Annotated in this window: 19 protein-coding genes, 1 pseudogene and 1 riboswitch; of the genes and pseudogenes, 12 read left to right on the forward strand and 8 right to left on the reverse strand. The window is 60.4% G+C overall.

Features of this window, described 5'->3' with window-relative positions; all coding sequences use genetic code 11:
- Positions 1 to 155 precede the first annotated feature (155 nt).
- From D8U71_RS15865 to D8U71_RS15880, 4 genes and pseudogenes are all read left to right on the forward strand, one after another.
- Entirely contained in the window at positions 156 to 713 is a 558-nt protein-coding gene (locus D8U71_RS15865) for a hypoxanthine-guanine phosphoribosyltransferase (RefSeq protein ID WP_016773231.1), read from the forward strand.
- 9 nt (positions 714 to 722) lie between these two features.
- Positions 723 to 824: pseudogene (locus D8U71_RS28625) on the forward strand (metal ABC transporter ATP-binding protein); the annotation flags it as partial.
- 69 nt (positions 825 to 893) lie between these two features.
- Entirely contained in the window at positions 894 to 1,373 is a 480-nt protein-coding gene (locus tag D8U71_RS15875) for a hypothetical protein (protein WP_071173567.1), read from the forward strand.
- A gap of 63 nt (positions 1,374 to 1,436) precedes the next feature.
- Positions 1,437 to 1,724: a PA4642 family protein gene (locus D8U71_RS15880; RefSeq protein WP_123444169.1), complete on the forward strand. Its 288-nt coding sequence runs from the start codon at positions 1,437 to 1,439 to the stop codon at positions 1,722 to 1,724.
- Between the two features lie 105 nt (positions 1,725 to 1,829).
- On the opposite strand, the gene mqo is transcribed toward D8U71_RS15880, so the two are convergent.
- Both mqo and D8U71_RS15890 read right to left on the reverse strand, forming a co-directional pair.
- Positions 1,830 to 3,338 (reverse strand): malate dehydrogenase (quinone), encoded by a 1,509-nt coding sequence (mqo, locus tag D8U71_RS15885; RefSeq protein ID WP_024014277.1) that lies wholly within the window; start codon positions 3,336 to 3,338, stop codon positions 1,830 to 1,832.
- 704 nt (positions 3,339 to 4,042) lie between these two features.
- Entirely contained in the window at positions 4,043 to 4,276 is a 234-nt protein-coding gene (locus D8U71_RS15890) for a hypothetical protein (protein WP_016773235.1), read from the reverse strand.
- A 205-nt stretch (positions 4,277 to 4,481) separates the two neighbouring features.
- Here D8U71_RS15890 and D8U71_RS15895 point away from each other — a divergent pair, with 205 nt between their 5' ends.
- Positions 4,482 to 5,066 carry a YajG family lipoprotein gene (locus D8U71_RS15895; RefSeq protein ID WP_024014276.1) on the forward strand — a complete coding sequence of 195 codons (585 nt, stop codon included), beginning with the start codon at positions 4,482 to 4,484 and terminating at the stop codon, positions 5,064 to 5,066.
- A 349-nt stretch (positions 5,067 to 5,415) separates the two neighbouring features.
- Here the strand turns inward: D8U71_RS15895 and D8U71_RS15900 are convergent, their stop codons facing one another.
- Complete coding sequence (locus D8U71_RS15900) at positions 5,416 to 5,622, reverse strand: hypothetical protein (protein WP_016770662.1); 207 nt, start codon at positions 5,620 to 5,622, stop codon at positions 5,416 to 5,418.
- A gap of 193 nt (positions 5,623 to 5,815) precedes the next feature.
- Between D8U71_RS15900 and D8U71_RS15905 the strand changes: the two genes are divergently transcribed.
- Positions 5,816 to 6,094: a hypothetical protein gene (locus D8U71_RS15905; protein ID WP_016770663.1), complete on the forward strand. Its 279-nt coding sequence runs from the start codon at positions 5,816 to 5,818 to the stop codon at positions 6,092 to 6,094.
- A gap of 97 nt (positions 6,095 to 6,191) precedes the next feature.
- Here D8U71_RS15905 and D8U71_RS15910 read toward each other — a convergent pair whose 3' ends face one another.
- The gene (locus tag D8U71_RS15910) at positions 6,192 to 7,358 is read right to left on the reverse strand and encodes a 1-acyl-sn-glycerol-3-phosphate acyltransferase (protein ID WP_130888183.1); all 1,167 of its coding nucleotides are present in this window, start codon (positions 7,356 to 7,358) and stop codon (positions 6,192 to 6,194) included.
- A gap of 138 nt (positions 7,359 to 7,496) precedes the next feature.
- Here D8U71_RS15910 and D8U71_RS15915 point away from each other — a divergent pair, with 138 nt between their 5' ends.
- Genes D8U71_RS15915 through D8U71_RS15925 form a run of 3 tightly spaced genes read left to right on the forward strand, consistent with a single transcriptional unit; the run spans position 7,497 to position 8,608 of the window.
- The gene (locus D8U71_RS15915) at positions 7,497 to 7,679 is read left to right on the forward strand and encodes a CPXCG motif-containing cysteine-rich protein (protein WP_024014273.1); all 183 of its coding nucleotides are present in this window, start codon (positions 7,497 to 7,499) and stop codon (positions 7,677 to 7,679) included.
- A gap of 9 nt (positions 7,680 to 7,688) precedes the next feature.
- Entirely contained in the window at positions 7,689 to 7,949 is a 261-nt protein-coding gene (locus D8U71_RS15920; RefSeq protein ID WP_016773239.1) for a DUF2007 domain-containing protein, read from the forward strand.
- 35 nt (positions 7,950 to 7,984) lie between these two features.
- Positions 7,985 to 8,608 carry an SOS response-associated peptidase gene (locus D8U71_RS15925; protein WP_071173563.1) on the forward strand — a complete coding sequence of 208 codons (624 nt, stop codon included), beginning with the start codon at positions 7,985 to 7,987 and terminating at the stop codon, positions 8,606 to 8,608.
- A 206-nt stretch (positions 8,609 to 8,814) separates the two neighbouring features.
- Here D8U71_RS15925 and D8U71_RS15930 read toward each other — a convergent pair whose 3' ends face one another.
- Complete coding sequence (locus D8U71_RS15930; RefSeq protein WP_130888184.1) at positions 8,815 to 10,956, reverse strand: methyl-accepting chemotaxis protein; 2,142 nt, start codon at positions 10,954 to 10,956, stop codon at positions 8,815 to 8,817.
- Positions 10,957 to 11,207: 251 nt separating this feature from the next.
- On the opposite strand from D8U71_RS15930, the gene D8U71_RS15935 reads away from it, so the two are divergent.
- Complete coding sequence (locus D8U71_RS15935; RefSeq protein WP_016773242.1) at positions 11,208 to 12,026, forward strand: M48 family metallopeptidase; 819 nt, start codon at positions 11,208 to 11,210, stop codon at positions 12,024 to 12,026.
- A gap of 166 nt (positions 12,027 to 12,192) precedes the next feature.
- Here D8U71_RS15935 and D8U71_RS15940 read toward each other — a convergent pair whose 3' ends face one another.
- The 3 genes from D8U71_RS15940 to D8U71_RS15950 all read right to left on the reverse strand — a co-directional run bounded on the left by D8U71_RS15940 (position 12,193) and on the right by D8U71_RS15950 (position 15,026).
- Positions 12,193 to 12,777 (reverse strand): TMEM165/GDT1 family protein, encoded by a 585-nt coding sequence (locus D8U71_RS15940; protein ID WP_041479980.1) that lies wholly within the window; start codon positions 12,775 to 12,777, stop codon positions 12,193 to 12,195.
- Between the two features lie 89 nt (positions 12,778 to 12,866).
- A riboswitch (yybP-ykoY riboswitch) is annotated at positions 12,867 to 12,989 on the reverse strand.
- Positions 12,990 to 13,029: 40 nt separating this feature from the next.
- A complete protein-coding gene (locus tag D8U71_RS15945) occupies positions 13,030 to 14,028 on the reverse strand; it encodes a class I SAM-dependent methyltransferase (protein ID WP_016773244.1) in 999 nt (332 codons plus the stop codon).
- A 32-nt stretch (positions 14,029 to 14,060) separates the two neighbouring features.
- Positions 14,061 to 15,026, reverse strand: a complete 966-nt coding sequence (locus D8U71_RS15950) for a 2-hydroxyacid dehydrogenase (protein ID WP_130888185.1) — start codon at positions 15,024 to 15,026, stop codon at positions 14,061 to 14,063.
- Positions 15,027 to 15,311: 285 nt separating this feature from the next.
- Here D8U71_RS15950 and D8U71_RS15955 point away from each other — a divergent pair, with 285 nt between their 5' ends.
- Positions 15,312 to 15,941: a LysE family transporter gene (locus tag D8U71_RS15955; protein ID WP_130888186.1), complete on the forward strand. Its 630-nt coding sequence runs from the start codon at positions 15,312 to 15,314 to the stop codon at positions 15,939 to 15,941.
- A gap of 265 nt (positions 15,942 to 16,206) precedes the next feature.
- Positions 16,207 to 17,889: a fatty acid--CoA ligase gene (locus tag D8U71_RS15960; RefSeq protein WP_130888187.1), complete on the forward strand. Its 1,683-nt coding sequence runs from the start codon at positions 16,207 to 16,209 to the stop codon at positions 17,887 to 17,889.
- Positions 17,890 to 18,032 lie beyond the last annotated feature (143 nt).

Here is an 18,032-nt window from a genome sequence, read left to right on the forward strand (position 1 = left end):
CCGGCGGCGGGCAAAAAAACCGGCCTAGATTAATCTATCCGAGGGTGATGTCCTATAGGACATTCTGTACGTTAGTCCATAAGAGCTTGATTCGACCTCGCGGGATGCGTACCTTTGCCCGCTTTTCCAATTCCGCCAACCCCCTGGAGAGCGCCATGTCCGCTGATCTCGAGCATATCCGTCAAATCATGCGAGAGGCTGACTGCCTGTACACCGAGTCTGAAGTCGAGGCGGCCATCGCCCGCGTCGGTGCACAAATCAACGAACAACTGGCTGACAGCAATCCGGTGGTGTTCTGCGTGATGAACGGCGGCCTGATCTTCTCCGGCAAACTGCTGACGCATCTGCAATTCCCGCTGGAAGCGTCCTACCTGCACGCGACCCGTTATCGCAACGAAACCAGCGGCGGCGACCTGTTCTGGAAAGCCAAGCCGGAAGTCTCGTTCATCGACCGCGACGTGCTGATCATCGACGACATCCTCGATGAAGGTCACACCTTGGGCGCGATCATCGACTTCTGCAAACACGCTGGCGCACGCAAAGTGCACACCGCCGTGCTGATCGACAAGGACCACGACCGTAAGGCACGTCCTGACCTGAAAGCCGATTTCGTCGGCCTGCCATGCATCGACCGCTACATCTTCGGTTATGGCATGGACTACAAGGGCTACTGGCGCAACGCCAACGGGATTTACGCCGTTAAAGGCATGTAAGAACCTGCATTGCCCCCTGTGGGAGCGAGCCTGCTCGCGAAGGCTTCGTGTCAGTCAGCATCATTGAAAACTGACACACCGCTTTCGCGAGCAGGCTCGCTCCCACAGTTGTTTTTGTGTGTGCTGATCCTTGCGCGACAGCCATGCTAGAGTGCTCGGCCCCGCCCCCCGGAGCCTGTCATGCGCCTCTTGATCCGCAGTCTCGCCGCCCTGTTGCTGTCCCTCAGCCTGCCGCTGTCCGCTGCGCCGATGCACAGCCAGTTCCTGCCGCCGGACGATCTGACCCTGCGCGACGCTGAACCCGAGCAGCAGCAACTGCTGCAGGTCAGCGAGTATTCGGTGGTGGTCGGTGCGCAGCGCCAGTCCAATCAGCAGCCGATTCCGGTCACCTCGTCCTTGTTGATACGCCTCAAGGGCAAGTCTCTGAACAAGGGCGCGAGCATTTCTCAGGTGCTGGTGAGTTTCGACGGCGAGAGCAAAAGCCTGAAAAAGCCGGCCTACGATGACAAAAGCAAAACCCTGACGCTGTTCTATCCGCTCGCTCAGTACCGCGTGGTGATGGATCTGCTGCGCAACGACACGGTGTATGTACAGTTCCTCAGTTATGCCAATGGCCATATCTGGGCCGATTTGCACACCGGGGCGATTCGTCCGCGTTGAGCCGGGCGGTCGGGCAGGGGTAAACTGCCCGCCCCGTGTCATGTCTGCGAGCTGGAGTCGGCAATGCGTAAAGATAAGAAACAAGTGATTGGTGACGAGATCGGCGATGAGCAGATCAAGCTGTTCCTCGATTTTGAGCCGGTCGACGCCACTTCGCCGTCGCTGCACAAACTGATCAAGGCCTACCGCGGTTTGCGCATCGATGACTTCGAGCGCTTTCTGGGCTTCTTTGTTGCGGCGGGTTATGACGTCGATGGCGAGGATGAGCAGGGCAACACTTTCGTCAAATTGATCAAGGATCATCGCAACGCTGGCGACTACATCGAATTGATCAAGAAGGCTCGCACCTGAGGCCACCTCACTACAAAGGTTTGTAAGCCAGGATTATTGGTTCTTGCCTGGCCATAAAAAACGCCCCGCACTCAAGGAGTACGGGGCGTTTTTTATGCCGCAAGATCAAGCGAAGCTTGGTGTCTCGCTGCTTTCTTCAACCAGTTCCAGGGCGATGTTGTTCTGCGTGTTGATCTTGCGATACAGCGCAGCATCGGTTTCCAGAACCTTTTCACGGGCCGGGAAGATCTCCGCCAGTTTGCTTGCCCACTCGCCGGACGCCTTGGCCGGGAAGCATTTTTCGATCAGTTCGAGCATGATCGAAACGGTCACCGACGCGCCTGGCGAAGCGCCGAGCAGGGCAGCGAGGGAGCCGTCTTTCGCGGCGACCAGTTCGGTACCGAACTGCAGGATGCCGCCCTTTTTCGGATCCTTCTTGATGATCTGCACCCGTTGGCCGGCCACTTCCAGGCGCCAGTCTTCGGCTTTCGCCTGCGGGTAGAAACGGCGCAGGGATTCCAGACGCTGTTCCATCGACTGCATCACTTCGCTGACCAGGTACTTGGTCAGGTCCATGTTGTTTTTCGCCACCGCCAGCATCGGCCCGATGTTGCCAGCGCGCACCGACATCGGCAGGTCCATGAAGGAGCCATGCTTGAGGAACTTGGTGGTGAAACCGGCGTATGGCCCGAACAGCAGGGATTTCTTGCCGTCGACGACGCGAGTGTCGAGGTGCGGCACCGACATCGGTGGCGAACCCACGGCCGCTTGGCTGTAGACCTTGGCCTGGTGGTGCTTGACCACTTCCGGGTTGTCGCAACGCAGCCACTGGCCACTGATCGGGAAGCCGCCGAAGCCTTTGCTTTCTTCGATACCCGAAGCCTGCAGCAACGGCAGGGCCGCGCCACCGGCACCGAGGAAGACAAACTTTGCGTCGACTTCGCGGGTGTTGCCGTTGTTGACGTCCTTGATGCTGACGGTCCAGCCGGCGCCGTTACGCTTGAGGCCGGTCACGCGCTTGCAGTATTTGACCTGGGTGTCCGGAGCACTGCTCAAATGCTTGAGCAACTGATTGGTCAGGGCGCCGAAGTTGACGTCGGTGCCGTTCATCACGCGGGTGGCGGCGAGGACTTCGTCGGGCGAGCGGCCCGGCATCATCAGCGGCATCCACTCGGCCATCTTGCCTTTGTCTTCGGTGTACTCCATGTCGGCAAACGCGTGGTGCTTGCTCAGGACATTGAAGCGCTCCTTGAGGAACGACACACCGCTTTCGCCCTGAACGAAACTCAGGTGCGGAACCGGGCTGATGAAGGATTTGCACGAGCCGAACGTGCCTTTTTTGGTCAGGTACGACCAGAACTGCTTCGACACCTCGAACTGGGTGTTGATGTGCACGGCTTTCTTGATGTCGACGCTGCCATCGGCAGCCTGCGGAGTGTAGTTCAGCTCGCACAGGCCGGCGTGACCGGTACCGGCGTTGTTCCACGGATTGGAACTCTCGGCGGCGCCGGAATCCATCAGCTCGACGACTTCCAGCTTGATCGCGGGGTCGAGCTCTTTGAGCAGTACGGCCAGGGTGGCACTCATGATGCCGGCCCCTACCAGAACTACGTCGACTGCTTCGTTATGCGCCATTTAACGCGTCTCCCAAATCTGCAGCACCAAATTGTCGGCATGGCTGCCAGGCGTTCCAGGGCAGGTCAGTGGGCCCGGGCTATCCGTGGTCAGGTGGGCCATGTCCGAATCTTCGCAATTTTTCGCAACTTCGACGGATGCGTGCGGCCTGGTTTCAAGCGTTCCATGAACGCATTTTGACGCAGGGCTGGCAATTCGACTTATGGTCGAGTCATCCGTTTTCGTGCAACCAAATCCGTAGCGGACAGGCTTCAGGCTCCGATGTTCGAGGTATACCCGGTCCTGTGTCGTTGGGCTGTTTCAGACGCTAATGGTGCATGTTCAGACGCAAAACTATTCATTTGCTCGCCACACTCTTGTGAAGTTGTGAAAACCCGTTTTTTTCACGCTCTTTTGAAGACGTGAACCTCAAAAAAGGGCTGCCTTGGCCTGGCACCTGCCCGCTAGGGCAAAACAACGCGGTGGCCGAGCGAATGACAGCTCTGCAGATTCGCGAAAAGCGGGTTTTTGCCGGAAGAACAGGCAAGCGCGCCAACTTCACTCGATCTGTGTGGGCGGCTCTCTGTGGGCGATTTTGATGTCGATGCATGCGCATTGACGCTGTTGCGGGGCCCGATCAGGAGACGTCCTTATAATCGGGGGGAGATTGTAGCGAAGAAATGCGCGTAGTTGCTCGTGTTTAATGACTTTTATTAGGCATCCGGTCAGATGCTCAACTGCACCTGACCCCGTGCGCGCATTTGTCGCGGTACGACCCGGGCGCTGGCGGGCAGCGGCTGGTTCAACCAGGTCAGGCGGATTTCTTCAATTTCCACCCAGCCGTCGCCCATCGGTTGCAGGCTGCACTGCTTGAAGGCTTGGCAACGGCCGTTGCGGTCAAGAAGGGCAAAGCTGCGATGCAGCGGGCGTGGGGCGAACAGCGAGATCAGATAACGCATGGCAGAGTTCCTTGAAAGAGGACTGCTTTGAAGCTTGTCGGCAAGCCATGACGCCGCGGTGTATGGACGGTGAAGAATGTGTGACAGGAACCGCTTTCGGCGGGGCGTGTCAGACATTGCAGTATTCACTGTGCGGCGCTGGTTACGCGCAGTGGCCCACCGCTATACTGCCGGCCTGTTTGTGCCTGATTCTGGAGAGAAGAGCATGTTGCAACGCCTGTTGTTCGGTTTGATCACTGTCGCCGGTTTGACCCTCGCCGGCTGCGCCCACAGCCCGCAACAACTGAATCCGGAGCCGAAGCTGACCACGCAACTGCCAGCGGTCGGTCGCGGCCAGCCTGTCATCGTGCGTGTGGTCGACGGTCGTCCGTCGCCAACCCTCGGCACCCGTGGCGGTCTGTACCCGGAAACCAGCGCCATCACCGTACAGCGCGAGCAGATCCTGCCCAAGCTGCAGGCCCAGGCCGAAGCCGCCGTACGCCTGCTCGGCTTCACCCCGACCACTAACGCACCCAACGCGCCGCAGCTGACCGTGACCCTGGCCGAGCTGAAATACCAGTCGCCGAAAGAAGGCATGTACGTGACCGAAGCGACCATCGGCGCGACCTTCCGCTCCGACGTGCAGAACGCCAACCGCCGTTACAGCGGCCGTTACGGTGCGTCGCTGGACCAGCGCTTCGGCATGGCGCCGAATCAGGAGACCAATACCAAACTGGTCAGCGATGTATTGAGTGACGCACTGACGCGTCTGTTCAAGGACCCGACCGTGGGTCAGGTGCTCGCTGAGTAAGTTTGCAGCGAATGTGAAAAAGCCCGGGGCCAGTGATGGTTCCGGGCTTTTTTGTGGATCTGAGATTTGTGTCGTATGGGAAATCGATTCCCCTCACCCCAGCCCTCTCCCGAGGGAGAGGGAGCCGATCGCGTGTGCTTCAAAACCTGAGTTCGGCGCGGTATCTCAAGTCGGCGTATCTACCGCAAACACCTCGTTCAGTCCCCTCTCCCCAAGGAGAGGGAGCCGATCGCGTGTGCTTCAAAACCTGAATTCGGCGCGGTATCTCATGTCGGCGTATCTACCGCAAACACCTCGGTCAGTCCCCTCTCCCTCTGGGAGAGGGCTAGGGTGAGGGTGCTTTTGACGTTCAGGCAGCCTGGGAATAGAAATCAAGCACGCTCACGCCGGTCAGCAAATCGGTTTCGGGCAAGTCCGCATGCTGATGCCCGCCCAGCGCGCAATACACCAGCCAGTGCCGGTCCTGCACGTTGAAGGCGAGGCTGCCGACCAGGCTTTGCTGGTCGTCGTAAGGAGTGATGAGGTACAGGCGATCCTGGTTTTCCGCGTGCAGCATGTCGCATTCCATTCGGGTTTCGAGGCGCGCAGGGTGAAGCATCCACGTGACGATGCCATGACACAGGACAGCCATCGGTCGATTGTCATGTTATTTGTCGCAAAGGCTGGGGCAGGGCGTCAGGGTTTGGGTAGAATCCGCGCCGCGGTCGTCGGTCTGGCGTCTGCCACACCGGTTAAGTTCGAGGTCTGTGATGTCGCTGCACTTGATGACGCTGTTTACCGCCCATCCCGCCAAGTTGATCAACCTGCTGGCCTTGCTCCTGGCCTTTCCGGGCAGCTGGCTGCTGCACGCGACCCGCCGCCGAGAGCAGCGCGCCCAGGCCAGTCTGGCGGCACAGCGCCAGGCGCAGCCCAATGCCGAGCCGATGCTCGATTGGGCGACGTTGCGCATGAACCGGTTTTTCTATCGCTTCGGATTTGCTTGCCTGGGGCTTGCGTTGATCGTCTCCTGGATCAGCACCCGCTTTTAAAAGCAAAAGATCGCAGCCTTCGGCAGCTCCTACAGGATGTACATCATTCCCATGTAGGAGCTGCCGAAGGCTGCGATCTTTTGATCTTGCTGTTGCTTTACAGCGGCAATCCAGCCTTGACCCGATACTGGTTGCGCACCGGCGTCGCATATTGCAGCACCAGGTACTGCCGATGCTCAGCGGGGCAGGCGTCCAGTCGGCTTTGCCATTCATCCTGCGCCTTGGCCAGTTCGTCAGCCGGGAACACCTCGGCCGCCGTCGGCACATTCAGTTGCGGATCGGCATCCGCCCACTGTGCGTACGCCAGGTAATGCACCGGGAACAACCGGTAGCCGCCGAGAATCTGCTTGTCCATTTCGATCGCCAATTGCTTGGTGTCTTCGAACACCTCGGTGATCGGTGCGGCAAAGTTCACGTGCACCCGGCCCTTGTAGCCGGTGATGCCCTTGGCGATGCTCACGTCATCCTCGCCCGGCGCTTTGGCGTAGGTGCCGGTGGTGGCGCGGATGTAGAGTTCGCGGGCCTTGGCCTGGTCGCAAGGGTCGTACTCATAGCTGATCGACACTGGCGTCACGTTGAGCGAGCGGATCACTTCGCCGAACGGCTCGTCCTTGCGGCTCATGTGGAACATCTTGAGGATCGCCGACTCGGTGCGGTCGTCGCCGTCCTTCGCCCGACCTTCAGCCTGAGCAATCCAGATCGACGCGCAATCGTTGCGTATCGAGTGATTGATGTACGCCGACAGCAATTGATACGCCGCCATTTTCTCGCGACGGCCGGTGATCGAACGGTGGACGATGAAGCTCTTGTTCAAGCGCATCAGGTCACTGACAAACGGCTTCTGCAGCAGGTTGTCGCCAATCGCGATGCGCGGCGTCGGCAGGCCGGCGTGGTACACGGCGTAATTGACGAAGGCCGGGTCCATGACGATATCGCGGTGGTTGGCGATGAACAGGTAGGCGCTGCCGGACTTGAATTGCTCGACACCGGTATACGTCACGCCGTCGGTGGCGCGCTCGATGGTGTGGTCGACGTAGAACTCGACTTTGTCCTGTAAGGTAGCCACGGAATTCACGCCGGCAAACTCACGACGCAGCCGATGGGCTATAAGAGGTTTGAGCATCCAGCCGAAGGCACCGGCAAAACGTGGGAAGCGGAAGTGGGTGAGGATATCTAGAAACGCCTTGTCGCCGAGCAGCCTTGCCAGTACCGCAGGTACTTCGCTGTCGTCGTAAGGTCGGATGGCATCGAATTCGCCCATCATGCTCTCTTGTTGGAAACGGCTAGGGTAAGTAAAGGGTTTGATCGAAAACCCGCGGGGCACGGTCTGAAAAGTAGTCAGACAAAAATAGCCCTGCAAATAGACCGGCGATTATACGCACAAGTCACTGGGGAGACCGCGATGCTGGAAAATGCACTGTATGAATGTCCGTATTGCGGTGAGGAAGTCGAGACCACTCTGGATTTGTCCGGTGGGGATCAAACGTATATCGAAGACTGCCAGGTGTGCTGTCGTCCGATCACCTTTGTCCTGCAGGTGCATGAAGAAGAGTGGCATCTGGAAGTCTTCAGCGAAAACGAGTGAGGGCCGCGTATGCAGCGCATCTACGAACCGGCGAACCTGATGGAGGGCGAAATGCTCAAGGGCATGCTTGCCACTGAGGGGATCGAGGCGCATCTGATTGGCCGTGATCTGGTGGGCGGTGCGGGTGAATTGCCGATCTTCGGCCTGCTCTGGCTGTCGGTGGATAACGATCAGGCCGAATACGCCCGCGAGTTGATCACCGCGTACAATGCCGCGCTGCCGCTGCCCGGCGACGAACCGGAAAGCTTTCCCGGCACGCTGGTCTGTTAGGCTGGCCTTCGTTTTATTCAGAGTCGTGTTGCCCCATGTGTGGACGTTATGCCCTGTTTCGCTGGAACCGCGAGTTCGCGGCCCTGCCAGGTTTTCCCGCCGATCAGCAGGCGCAGTGGAACATTTCCCCGAATGATTCGGTGTTGATGCTGCGTGCCGAAGAAGATGGCCAGCGCACGCTGGCCCGTGCGCGCTGGGGCCTGACGCCGCCGTGGCTGACCGATCTGTCGAAGACCCCGGCCCATGCCCGCGCCGAAACCGTCGCTGAACAACCGATGTTTCGTGAGGCCTTGCGCTTGCGTCGCTGCCTGCTGCCGGCCAACGGCTTTTACGAATGGCGCGGCACCCAGCGCAAGCGGCCTTACTGGTTGACGCCGGGGGAGGGCTCGTCGTTGTTTTTCGCGGCGATCTGGGAAGCGTATCCAGTGCAGGAACAGGTCTGGCTGAGCACGGCAGTGATTACTCAGTCGGCGGCGAGTCAGCGGCGGCCGTTGATTCTTGATGAAGCGGGGCAGGCTGCCTGGCTTGATCCTGAAACGCCGATGCATGTCTTGCAGGGATTGCTCGCCAGCGAACCGGCGGCGCTGCGCGAGCGGGTGTTGGCGAATCTGGTGAATGATCCGAAGTTGAACGGGCCGGAGTGTTTGACCCCGGCTTGATTTGCGTGGATCAAAAGCCCCTCACCCCAGCCCTCTCCCGGAGGGAGAGGGAGCCGAATGGGGGATGCTTGAGAGGTACACCGACCTGAACGATCTGTTGTGAATCCATAATCGACTGTTTTTTTCAGGTCGATGTATAGCGCAAGACATCGCGGTCGGTCCCCTCTCCCGGAGGGAGAGGGCTAGGGTGAGGGGCTCTTGATCTTTCAAACCTTGAACTGATTGATCAACCGCCGCTGCTGTTCCGCCAGTTTGGTCAACCCGGCGCTCGCCGAGCTCGATTCATCCGCACCGCCGGCCACTTCATTCGCCACCTGACCGATGTTGATCACATTGCGGTTGATGTCGTCGGCCACTGCGCTTTGCTCTTCTGCCGCACTGGCGATCTGCGTGTTCATGTCGTTGATCACCGACACCGCCTGGGTGATCGTCTCCAGCGCTTCGGCCGCTTTCGCCGCGTGCTGCACGCTTTCGTCGGTGCGGTTCTGGCTGTCTTCCATCACGCGCACGACATCGCGCGTGCCCTGTTGCAACTGCTGGATCATGCTCTGGATTTCTTCGGTGGCCTTCTGGGTTTTCTGCGCCAGATTGCGCACTTCATCCGCAACCACGGCGAAACCGCGACCCTGCTCGCCGGCGCGCGCGGCTTCGATTGCCGCGTTCAGTGCCAGCAGGTTGGTCTGTTCGGCGATGCCGCGAATGGCGGTGAGGATAGCGTTGATGTTTTCGCTGTCCTTGGCCAGCGTCTGCACCACCTCGACAGCCTTGCCGATTTCCACCGCCAGTACGCCAATCGAATTCGAGGTGTCGCGGACGATCTGCATGCCCTGGCTGGCGGCCTGGTCGGCGTGGCTTGCCGCTTGTGCGGCCTGGGTGGCGTTGCGCGCCACGTCCTGGGCGGTGGCGGTCATTTCCTGCACCGCAGTCGCCACCTGATCGATTTCGGCCATTTGTTTCTGCACGCCGATGTTGGTGCGAATGGCGATGTCGGCGGTGTGTTCCGAAGAATCGCTGACGCTCTGCACCGAGGTCACCACTTGCGTAATCATCGCCTGCAACTTGGCGAGGAAGGTGTTGAAGCCTTTGGCAATCGAGCCCAGTTCATCGCTGCGGTCGCTGCTCAAGCGCCGGGTCAGATCGCCTTCGCCCTGAGCGATGTCATCGAGCATGGCGACCATTTGTTTGAGTGGCCGCGCGATGCCGTGGCCCACCAGCCAGATCACCAGCAGGCCGATGCCGGCGATGATCAGGCCGACCATGGCCATGCCGAAGGTGTCGGATTTGCGCTGGGCATCAAGGTCGGCCTGGAGGTTTTGCAGATCGGCCATGACGGCGTTGAGCGGCAGTTGCAGCATCAGCGTCCAGCGCGCGTCGGTCTGGCCGATGCCGAACGGCAGGTACAGCTCGATACGACCCTTGGCCTGATTCACCGAATAGGTGACCTCGTCGCGCTTGAGGTTGGCGAGATTGCTGGCCTGTTCGGCGTCGAGGATGTCGCTGACTTTTTCACCGAATTTGCTCGAGTCCTTGGTGTAGGCAACGATCCGCCCGTTGCCGCCGACCAGAGCCATTTCACCGGCGCCGCTGTAAAGCTTCTGGTTGGCGGCGAGCAGCATGTCCTGAATGAAGTTCACCGAAAGGTCGGCGCCTACGATGCCCTGGAACGCGCCGTTGACCATGATCGGTTCGATGAACGAGGCGAGCATGACGATCTTGTCACCGACCTTGTACGGTGCCGGGTCGATCACGCAGGGTTTCTTCGTCTCTTTCGAGCACAGGTAGTACTCGCTGGCGCGTATGCCGGTGGACAAGGTTTTCTGGTCGTCGACATCGGCCAGTTTGTCCACGCCCAGGCTGCCGTCGGTATTGCGGAACCACCACGGCAAAAAGCGCCCGGTGGCCGGGTCGATACCGACCACGGCGCTGCCGATGTAGGCCGCGTCATTGTGGTCCAGTGCGTTTTTTTCCCAGCCGATGTAGGTGCCGAGAATCTTCGGGTTCTTTTCGACGTTTTCCTTGATCAGGCTGATCAGTTGTTCGCGGCTGACGCTCAGGCGCGGCTGGCCATCGGTGCCGGTTGTGCCGAGCAGGGCGTTGACCCGTACCAGACCGCCGGCAATCAGCAGCGGCGCTTCGAGTTCGCGCTGGATCTGGCTGACCTGGGTCTGCGCCAGCGAGGTCAGGCGCTGTTCGATGACTTGCTCGAACTGCGCCTGGGTGCGCTGTTGCACCATTTCTTGCGTGCGAGCGCCGGAGAACAGCGCGTACAGCACCAGCGCCGCGACCACGCTGAGAACGATGGCGCCGGCCAGGGCGGCGACGGAAAACTGGATCGACTTGAACTTCATGGTAGCTCCGCACGCAAGAGGACAATCTGCGAGGGATTTATCGGCGGGGTGGGCGCGGCCATGAGAGACGCTGGTCGGAATCGCCGCGCGATGTCGCTGATGGATCGGTGCACGGCGGATTCAATGCGCGTTGAGGAATTTCCAGCCAGACTTGCGGCCTTAGGTGGATGTACGCGCAATGCGTCCGTTGTATCTGGCGCCGATACAATTAGCCGCCTAGGATACGCCTCAGGTTTTCAGGGAGCTTTTGAATGAACAAGACATTAGTGGTAAGTGCTTTGAGCGCAGCGCTGTTGCTGGCCGGTTGTCAGTCGGTCAACACCACCAGCGGCGGTGCCGTGGGCGTGGAGCGCAAGCAGTACATGTTCAGCATGCTGTCCTCGCAAGAGGTCGATCAGATGTACGCGCAGTCGTATCAGAAGACCGTCGGCGAGGCGTCGAGCAAAGGTGTGCTGGACAAGACCAGCCCTGAAGCCAAGCGCGTGCAGACCATCGCCAACCGCTTGATCGCCCAGGCGCCAACCTTCCGCCCGGACGCGGCGCAGTGGCAATGGGAAGTCAATCTGATCAAGAGCGATGAGCTCAACGCCAACTGCGGTCCCGGCGGCAAGATCATCTTCTACACCGGACTGATCGACAGTCTGAAACTCACCGACGATGAAATCGCTGCGGTCATGGGCCATGAAATCGCCCACGCCCTGCGCGAGCACGGTCGTGAAGCGATGTCCAAAGCCTATGGCATGGAAATGGCCAAGCAGGGCGCCGGTGCCTTGTTCGGTCTGGGCCAGGACAGCCTGGCCCTGGCCGACACCGTGGCCAACTACGGCATGACCTTGCCCAACAGCCGCGCCAACGAAAACGAAGCCGACCTGATCGGCCTGGAACTGGCCGCCCGCGCCGGCTACAACCCGAACGCGGCGATCACCCTGTGGGACAAGATGAGCAAGGCTTCCGAAGGCGCGCCACCGGAATTCATGAGCACTCACCCGGCATCGAGCAGCCGCATTGCTGCGTTGCAGGCAGCGATTCCGAAGGTGATGCCGCTGTACGAAAAAGCCCCGAAGTCCTGAGCCAATGATCGTTCCCACGCTCTGCGTGGGAATGCAGCCCGGGTCGCTCTGCGTCCCATTGGAACGCGGAGCGTCCCTTGAGGCATTCCCACGCAGAGCGTGGGAACGATCCTTCATCGGGGATAAATCCCCTCACCACAGGTTTTGGGTAGTTCAGTAGACGGGGTTAAACCCAGCCGCTGCTCTGCATCGCTTTATAAACCGCAACAATCGCCAGAATCATGAACGCCGAAGCCGCGAGGCGGCGGATCAGGGTCAGCGGCAGTTTCTCTGCAGCAAAGTTACCCGCCAGGACCACCGGCACGTTGGCAATCAGCATGCCCACGGTGGTGCCGATAATCACCAGCCACAGTTCCGGATATTGCGCGGCGAGCATCACCGTGGCGATCTGCGTCTTGTCGCCGATTTCCGCGAGGAAGAACGCGATCAGCGTGGTCAGGAAAGGCCCGAACTTGCGCGCCGTGCTGGCTTCGTCGTCATCCATTTTGTCCGGGACCAGGGTCCACAGCGCCGTGGCGGCGAAGCTGGCGGCGAGGATCCAGTGCAGGACGGCGTCGGAGAAGAAACTGCCGACCCAGGCACCTACCGCACCGGCTGCTGCGTGGTTGGCCAAAGTCGCGGCGACAATCCCGGCAATGATCGGCCAGGGTTTGCGAAAGCGAGCGGCGAGAATCAGCGCGAGCAGTTGCGTCTTGTCGCCGATTTCGGCCAAGGCAACGATTGCGGTGGGAACGAGTAGCGAGTCCAGCATCAGGGATTTCCTAAGGGGCGGGTCGACACGGCTATGACACGTACAGCCTTCCCGCCCCGGGTAAGGTGTGCGTGTCATAGGTCTTGTCAAACCCTGCGATCCGTCTGATGCGGACGCTTGGGTCGCATACGCCATGATCTGAGGATCAAGTATGTTGACGTATGCCGGACGAGCTTGGCGCTCGTGGGAGACTACTCCCCTAGGACGGAGCGGATTCTGCCTAGGCAAATCCGATTGGGCAAGAACAAATTTTCAGCCGCGCTTGGCCCGGTAGATCCGGAAACCATTGCCTTCAGCCTTGATCGCACACACGCCCAGGTGCTCCTCGATCAACGGCTGATACTTGAGGAAGCTGTTCGCCACAAGGCGCAGTTCGCCACCGTTTTTCAGATGTTTCGCCGCTTTTCGCAGCAGGTTCTCCGTTGCGAAATAATCGGTGTGCACGCCGACATGGAATGGTGGATTGCTCAGAATCGCGCTCAAACCCATCGGCGCGGCGTCGATGCCGTCGCCGGTCAGCACTTCGGCTTCCAGGCCATTGGCAGCCAGGGTCAGACGGCTGCTGGCGGCGGCGAATGCGTCAACATCCAGCAACGTCACCTGATTGTGCGGATAGCGACGTTTCACCGCAGCCCCGAGCACGCCGGCGCCGCAACCGAAATCGAGCAGATGGCCGCTCGGCAGTTTGTCCAGATGCTCCAGCAGCAGGGCGCTGCCGCGATCCAGGCGCCCATGGCTGAACACGCCCGGCAGGCTGATGACTTTCAACGGCCCTTCGGCCAGCGGCAGTTCGTAAGTCTGCGCCAGGCTTTCCAGCGGTTTCGCTTCAGGCGCATTGGCCACGGTGACTTGCCAGAGCTGGCAGTGGCGAGCGCTGTCGAGTTTGCGTGGCTTGCCGAACGGATTGAGCTGCTTGGATGCGCCTTCGATGCCGCTGCGTTTTTCCCCGACCAGAAACACCTCACGCCCGGCCAGACGCGACGCCACGGCGTTAAGAATGTAATCGGTGAGGTCCTTGGATTTGGGCAGGAACACCACAGCGCTGTCGAACTCGCGCTCCGGGACATTCACGCCGAACTGGCTGCGGCCTTCGAAACGTGCGTCCAGTGCGGCTTGATCGCCAGCGTGCCAGCACCAGCCGAACGCGTTGGGCAAGCGCCCGAGCAAATCATCGGCGGGCAGGCCGGCCAACAGCAGCGAACCCTGGAATAACTCGGCCTGACGAAGCAGTACTTCACTGCGCGGATCCATAACTGCTCCTTGAAAAAAAGTGCCGCAGTTTATCAACTGACGACACGCAGCGCCTCACCGCTGAAGAACGCCTGGGCGTTTTCGCTCAGTTGCCCGACGATACGCTGGCGCGCCTCGCGACTGCCCCAAGCGTTATGCGGGGTGACGATCAGGCGCGGGATATCGGCGGCGAGCAGCGGATTGCCCTGGGTCGGTGGCTCGACACTCAACACATCGGTCGCCGCACCGCCGAGGTGGCCGCTGCGCAAAGCGTCGGCCAGCGCTTGCTCGTCGATCAAGCCGCCACGAGCGGTATTGACCACAAATGCGCCGGGCTTCATCGCGGCCAGCTCGCCGGCGCCGATGAAGTTCCGGGTGTGCTCGTTGAGCGGGCAGTGCAGGGTCAGGGCGTCGATCTGCGGCAGCAGTTCTTCCAGCGGCAGGCGATCCGGCCGAGCCGGGCGCCCCGGAATCTGCCCAAGCAACACACGCATGCCAAACGCTTCGGCCAGTCGCGCCACGGCGCCGCCGAGTTCGCCATGGCCGAGCAGGCCGAGGGTTTTGCCTTGCAGTTCGACGATCGGGTAGTCGAGCACACAGAACTGTTTCGCCTGTTGCCAGCGGCCTTCGCCCACTGCTTGCTGATAGTCGGCCAGGCGCGTAGCGAGGTTGAGCAACAGCATGATCGTGTGTTGCGCCACCGACGGCGTGCCGTAAGCCTGGCAATTGCACACAGTGATGCCGTGGGCGCGGGCGGCAGTGAGGTCGACATTGTTGGTGCCGGTGGCGCTGATCAGGATCAGTTTCAGTTGCGGGTTGGCAGCCATCGCGGCCGCGTCGATCACGACCTTGTTGGTGATCGCCACACTGGCGCCGTGCAGGCGTTCGCTGACCTGTTCCGGCAGAGTCTGGGCGAACAGCTGCAAGTCGCTGAAGCATTCGCGCAACGGACCGAGGTCCAGATCGCCGAGATCCAGCGAAGGGTGATCAAGGAATACCGCGCGGCGCGTGTTCGTCATCAACTGTACCTTTTGTGCTGTGAGCGGAGGGCGTACTCTGCCGAGCCTACCAGATGAAACAAATCGTTACGCTGATCCCGCAGCGGACACATAACCCCGTGGCGAGGGGATTTAGCGAAACGTCGCACCGCCCCGATCGGCTGCGCAGCAGTCGCAAAATCATTGCCTGCGGGCCAGACAGAAATTTTTGGGGTGCTTCGCAACCCAACGGGGATAAATCCCCTCGCCACAGGACTGTGTTCTTTACAGATTTTTTATTGACCAAGCTGCCCCAAAGGAGCCCCCATGTACTGGACCGAGTTCTTGACCGTTGCCCTGATCCATCTGCTCGCCGTGGCCAGCCCCGGACCGGACTTTGCCGTGGTCGTGCGCGAGAGCGTGACCCATGGGCGTCGCGCCGGCACCTGGACCGCGCTGGGCGTGGGCTCGGCGATTTTCCTGCATGTCGGCTATTCGTTGCTCGGCATCGGTCTGATCGTGTCGCAGTCGATCGTGCTGTTCAACGCGATGAAGTGGGCGGCGGCGGCTTACCTGCTGTACATCGGCTTCAAGGCCTTGCGCGCGCAACCGGCGAAAACCGTCACCGATGACTTGCACCGGGAAACCGGCGTACGCACCGCGCGGGGCGCGTTCACCTCAGGCTTCGTCACCAACGGCCTGAACCCGAAAGCCACGCTGTTTTTCCTCTCGCTGTTCACCGTGGTGATCAACCCGCACACGCCGCTGGCGGTGCAGGCCGGTTACGGCGTTTACCTGGCGGTGGCGACGGCGATCTGGTTCTGCCTGGTGGCGATGCTGTTCAGCCAACAACGGGTGCGCGCCGGCTTCGCCCGCATGGGCCACTGGTTCGACCGCACCATGGGCGCCGTGCTGATTGCTCTCGGCGTGAAAATCGCGTTCACCGAGATGCATTGAGAACTGGAACACATCAATCCCTGTGGGAGCGAGCCTGCTCGCGAAAGCGCCAGTCCAGTCACCAAAAATGTCACTGACCCTACGCCTTCGCGAGCAGGCTCGCTCCCACCGGTCGTGGTTTCTTCTAATTCGGCCCGAAATGCTGGCGCAAAGCTAGCATTTGTACGGCTCTGCAAATCATTCCTTTGGCTGATTTGACTGTCATGCAGGCGCACTAGAGTACGAATCTCTCCGCCAACACCGTGCAGTCAGAAAAGGGATTCTTATGTTGCAGACTCGGGTCATTCCGCCGGCCGATGGGGCCTACCAGTATCCATTGCTGATCAAACGGCTGCTGATGTCCGGCGCCCGTTACGAGAAAACCCGCGAAATCATCTACCGCGACCAGTTGCGCTACAGCTATCCGACCCTGATCGAGCGGGTTGCGCGGCTGGCCAACGTGCTGACGGCTGCCGGCGTCAAGGCTGGTGACACCGTGGCGGTGATGGACTGGGACAGCCACCGTTATCTGGAATGCATGTTCGCCATTCCGATGATCGGCGCGGTGATCCACACCATCAACGTGCGCCTGTCGCCGGAGCAGATCCTCTACACCATGAACCACGCCGAAGACCGCTTCGTGCTGGTCAACAGCGAGTTCTTCGGGCTGTATCAGGCCATCGCGCCGCAGCTGACCACGGTGGAGAAAACCCTGCTGCTGAGCGATCTGCCGGAGAAAACCGCAGAGCTGCCGAACCTCGTCGGCGAATATGAGCAACTGCTGGCCGCTGCGAGTGCGCAATACGATTTCCAAGACTTCGACGAAAACTCGGTGGCCACCACGTTCTACACAACCGGCACCACGGGCAATCCGAAAGGCGTGTATTTCACCCACCGGCAACTGGTGCTACACACCATCGGCGTGGCGACGATCATGGGTTCGATCGACAGCGTACGGCTGCTCGGTACCAACGATGTGTACATGCCGATCACGCCGATGTTCCATGTCCATGCCTGGGGTTTGCCTTACGTGGCGACCATGCTCGGGCTCAAGCAGGTTTATCCGGGGCGTTACGATCCGGAGTATCTGGTGGAGTTGTGGCGCAAGGAGAAGGTCACCTTTTCCCATTGCGTGCCGACCATCCTGCAGATGCTGCTCAACGCCAAAGCCGCGCAGGGCGCCGACTTTGGCGGCTGGAAAATCGTCATCGGCGGCAGCGCGCTCAATCGCAGCCTCTATGAAAACGCCAAGGCCCGAGGCATTCAACTGACGGCCGCGTACGGCATGTCGGAAACCGGGCCGCTGGTGTCCTGCGCGCACCTCAACGACGAATTGATGGCCGGCAGCGAAGACGAGCGCACCACTTACCGGATCAAGGCTGGCGTGCCGGGGCCACTGGTCGAAGCGGCGATTGTCGACGGCGAGGGCAATTTCCTTCCGGCCGACGGCGAAACCCAGGGCGAACTGGTGCTGCGCGCGCCATGGCTGACCGAAGGTTATTTCAACGAGCCGCAGAAGGGCGCCGAGCTCTGGGCCGGTGGCTGGTTGCACACCGGTGACGTCGCCACGCTCGACAGTATGGGCGTGATCGATATTCGTGATCGCATCAAGGACGTGATCAAGACCGGCGGCGAGTGGATCTCCTCACTCGACCTCGAAGACCTCATCAGCAGGCATGCGGCGGTACGCGAAGTAGCAGTGGTGGGCATCGCCGATCCGCAGTGGGGCGAGCGTCCGTTTGCCTTGCTGGTGGTCCGCGAAGGGCAGGTGATTGGCGCACGGGAACTGAAGGAACACCTCAAGCCGTTCGTCGAGCTGGGGCACCTGAGCAAGTGGGCGATCCCCAGTCAGATCGCCCTTGTTACCGAAATTCCCAAGACCAGTGTCGGCAAGCTCGACAAGAAGCGCATCCGCCTCGACATCACCGAATGGCAGGCCAACAACAGCACCTTCCTTTCGACACTTTAAGTGGCTGCTGGCGCGCCGAAACCGGCGCGCCAGACCCACCAAGCAAGCGCTTGGCTTGTGAAATCGAAAAAATCAGCCATCCTTGCCGTGCCGACGTGTGTCGGACTGGCGAAAGGACTGTTCCAGAGTGGTTGGCGGCTGCA

The organism is Pseudomonas sp. Sample_21 (genome assembly GCF_004307525.1).
Taxonomy (GTDB): domain Bacteria; phylum Pseudomonadota; class Gammaproteobacteria; order Pseudomonadales; family Pseudomonadaceae; genus Aquipseudomonas; species Aquipseudomonas atacamensis.

What these genes read in the sequence shown, in the direction of transcription:
- D8U71_RS15865 (WP_016773231.1), top strand. Translation starts at nt 156, where the DNA reads ATGTCCGCTGATCTCGAGCATATCCGTCAAATCATGCGAGAGGCTGAC.
- D8U71_RS15875 (WP_071173567.1), top strand. Translation starts at nt 894, where the DNA reads ATGCGCCTCTTGATCCGCAGTCTCGCCGCCCTGTTGCTGTCCCTCAGC.
- D8U71_RS15880 (WP_123444169.1), top strand. Translation starts at nt 1,437, where the DNA reads ATGCGTAAAGATAAGAAACAAGTGATTGGTGACGAGATCGGCGATGAG.
- mqo (WP_024014277.1), bottom strand. Translation starts at nt 3,338, where the DNA reads ATGGCGCATAACGAAGCAGTCGACGTAGTTCTGGTAGGGGCCGGCATC.
- D8U71_RS15890 (WP_016773235.1), bottom strand. Translation starts at nt 4,276, where the DNA reads ATGCGTTATCTGATCTCGCTGTTCGCCCCACGCCCGCTGCATCGCAGC.
- D8U71_RS15895 (WP_024014276.1), top strand. Translation starts at nt 4,482, where the DNA reads ATGTTGCAACGCCTGTTGTTCGGTTTGATCACTGTCGCCGGTTTGACC.
- D8U71_RS15900 (WP_016770662.1), bottom strand. Translation starts at nt 5,622, where the DNA reads ATGCTGCACGCGGAAAACCAGGATCGCCTGTACCTCATCACTCCTTAC.
- D8U71_RS15905 (WP_016770663.1), top strand. Translation starts at nt 5,816, where the DNA reads ATGTCGCTGCACTTGATGACGCTGTTTACCGCCCATCCCGCCAAGTTG.
- D8U71_RS15910 (WP_130888183.1), bottom strand. Translation starts at nt 7,358, where the DNA reads ATGATGGGCGAATTCGATGCCATCCGACCTTACGACGACAGCGAAGTA.
- D8U71_RS15915 (WP_024014273.1), top strand. Translation starts at nt 7,497, where the DNA reads ATGCTGGAAAATGCACTGTATGAATGTCCGTATTGCGGTGAGGAAGTC.
- D8U71_RS15920 (WP_016773239.1), top strand. Translation starts at nt 7,689, where the DNA reads ATGCAGCGCATCTACGAACCGGCGAACCTGATGGAGGGCGAAATGCTC.
- D8U71_RS15925 (WP_071173563.1), top strand. Translation starts at nt 7,985, where the DNA reads ATGTGTGGACGTTATGCCCTGTTTCGCTGGAACCGCGAGTTCGCGGCC.
- D8U71_RS15930 (WP_130888184.1), bottom strand. Translation starts at nt 10,956, where the DNA reads ATGAAGTTCAAGTCGATCCAGTTTTCCGTCGCCGCCCTGGCCGGCGCC.
- D8U71_RS15935 (WP_016773242.1), top strand. Translation starts at nt 11,208, where the DNA reads ATGAACAAGACATTAGTGGTAAGTGCTTTGAGCGCAGCGCTGTTGCTG.
- D8U71_RS15940 (WP_041479980.1), bottom strand. Translation starts at nt 12,777, where the DNA reads ATGCTGGACTCGCTACTCGTTCCCACCGCAATCGTTGCCTTGGCCGAA.
- D8U71_RS15945 (WP_016773244.1), bottom strand. Translation starts at nt 14,028, where the DNA reads ATGGATCCGCGCAGTGAAGTACTGCTTCGTCAGGCCGAGTTATTCCAG.
- D8U71_RS15950 (WP_130888185.1), bottom strand. Translation starts at nt 15,026, where the DNA reads ATGACGAACACGCGCCGCGCGGTATTCCTTGATCACCCTTCGCTGGAT.
- D8U71_RS15955 (WP_130888186.1), top strand. Translation starts at nt 15,312, where the DNA reads ATGTACTGGACCGAGTTCTTGACCGTTGCCCTGATCCATCTGCTCGCC.
- D8U71_RS15960 (WP_130888187.1), top strand. Translation starts at nt 16,207, where the DNA reads ATGTTGCAGACTCGGGTCATTCCGCCGGCCGATGGGGCCTACCAGTAT.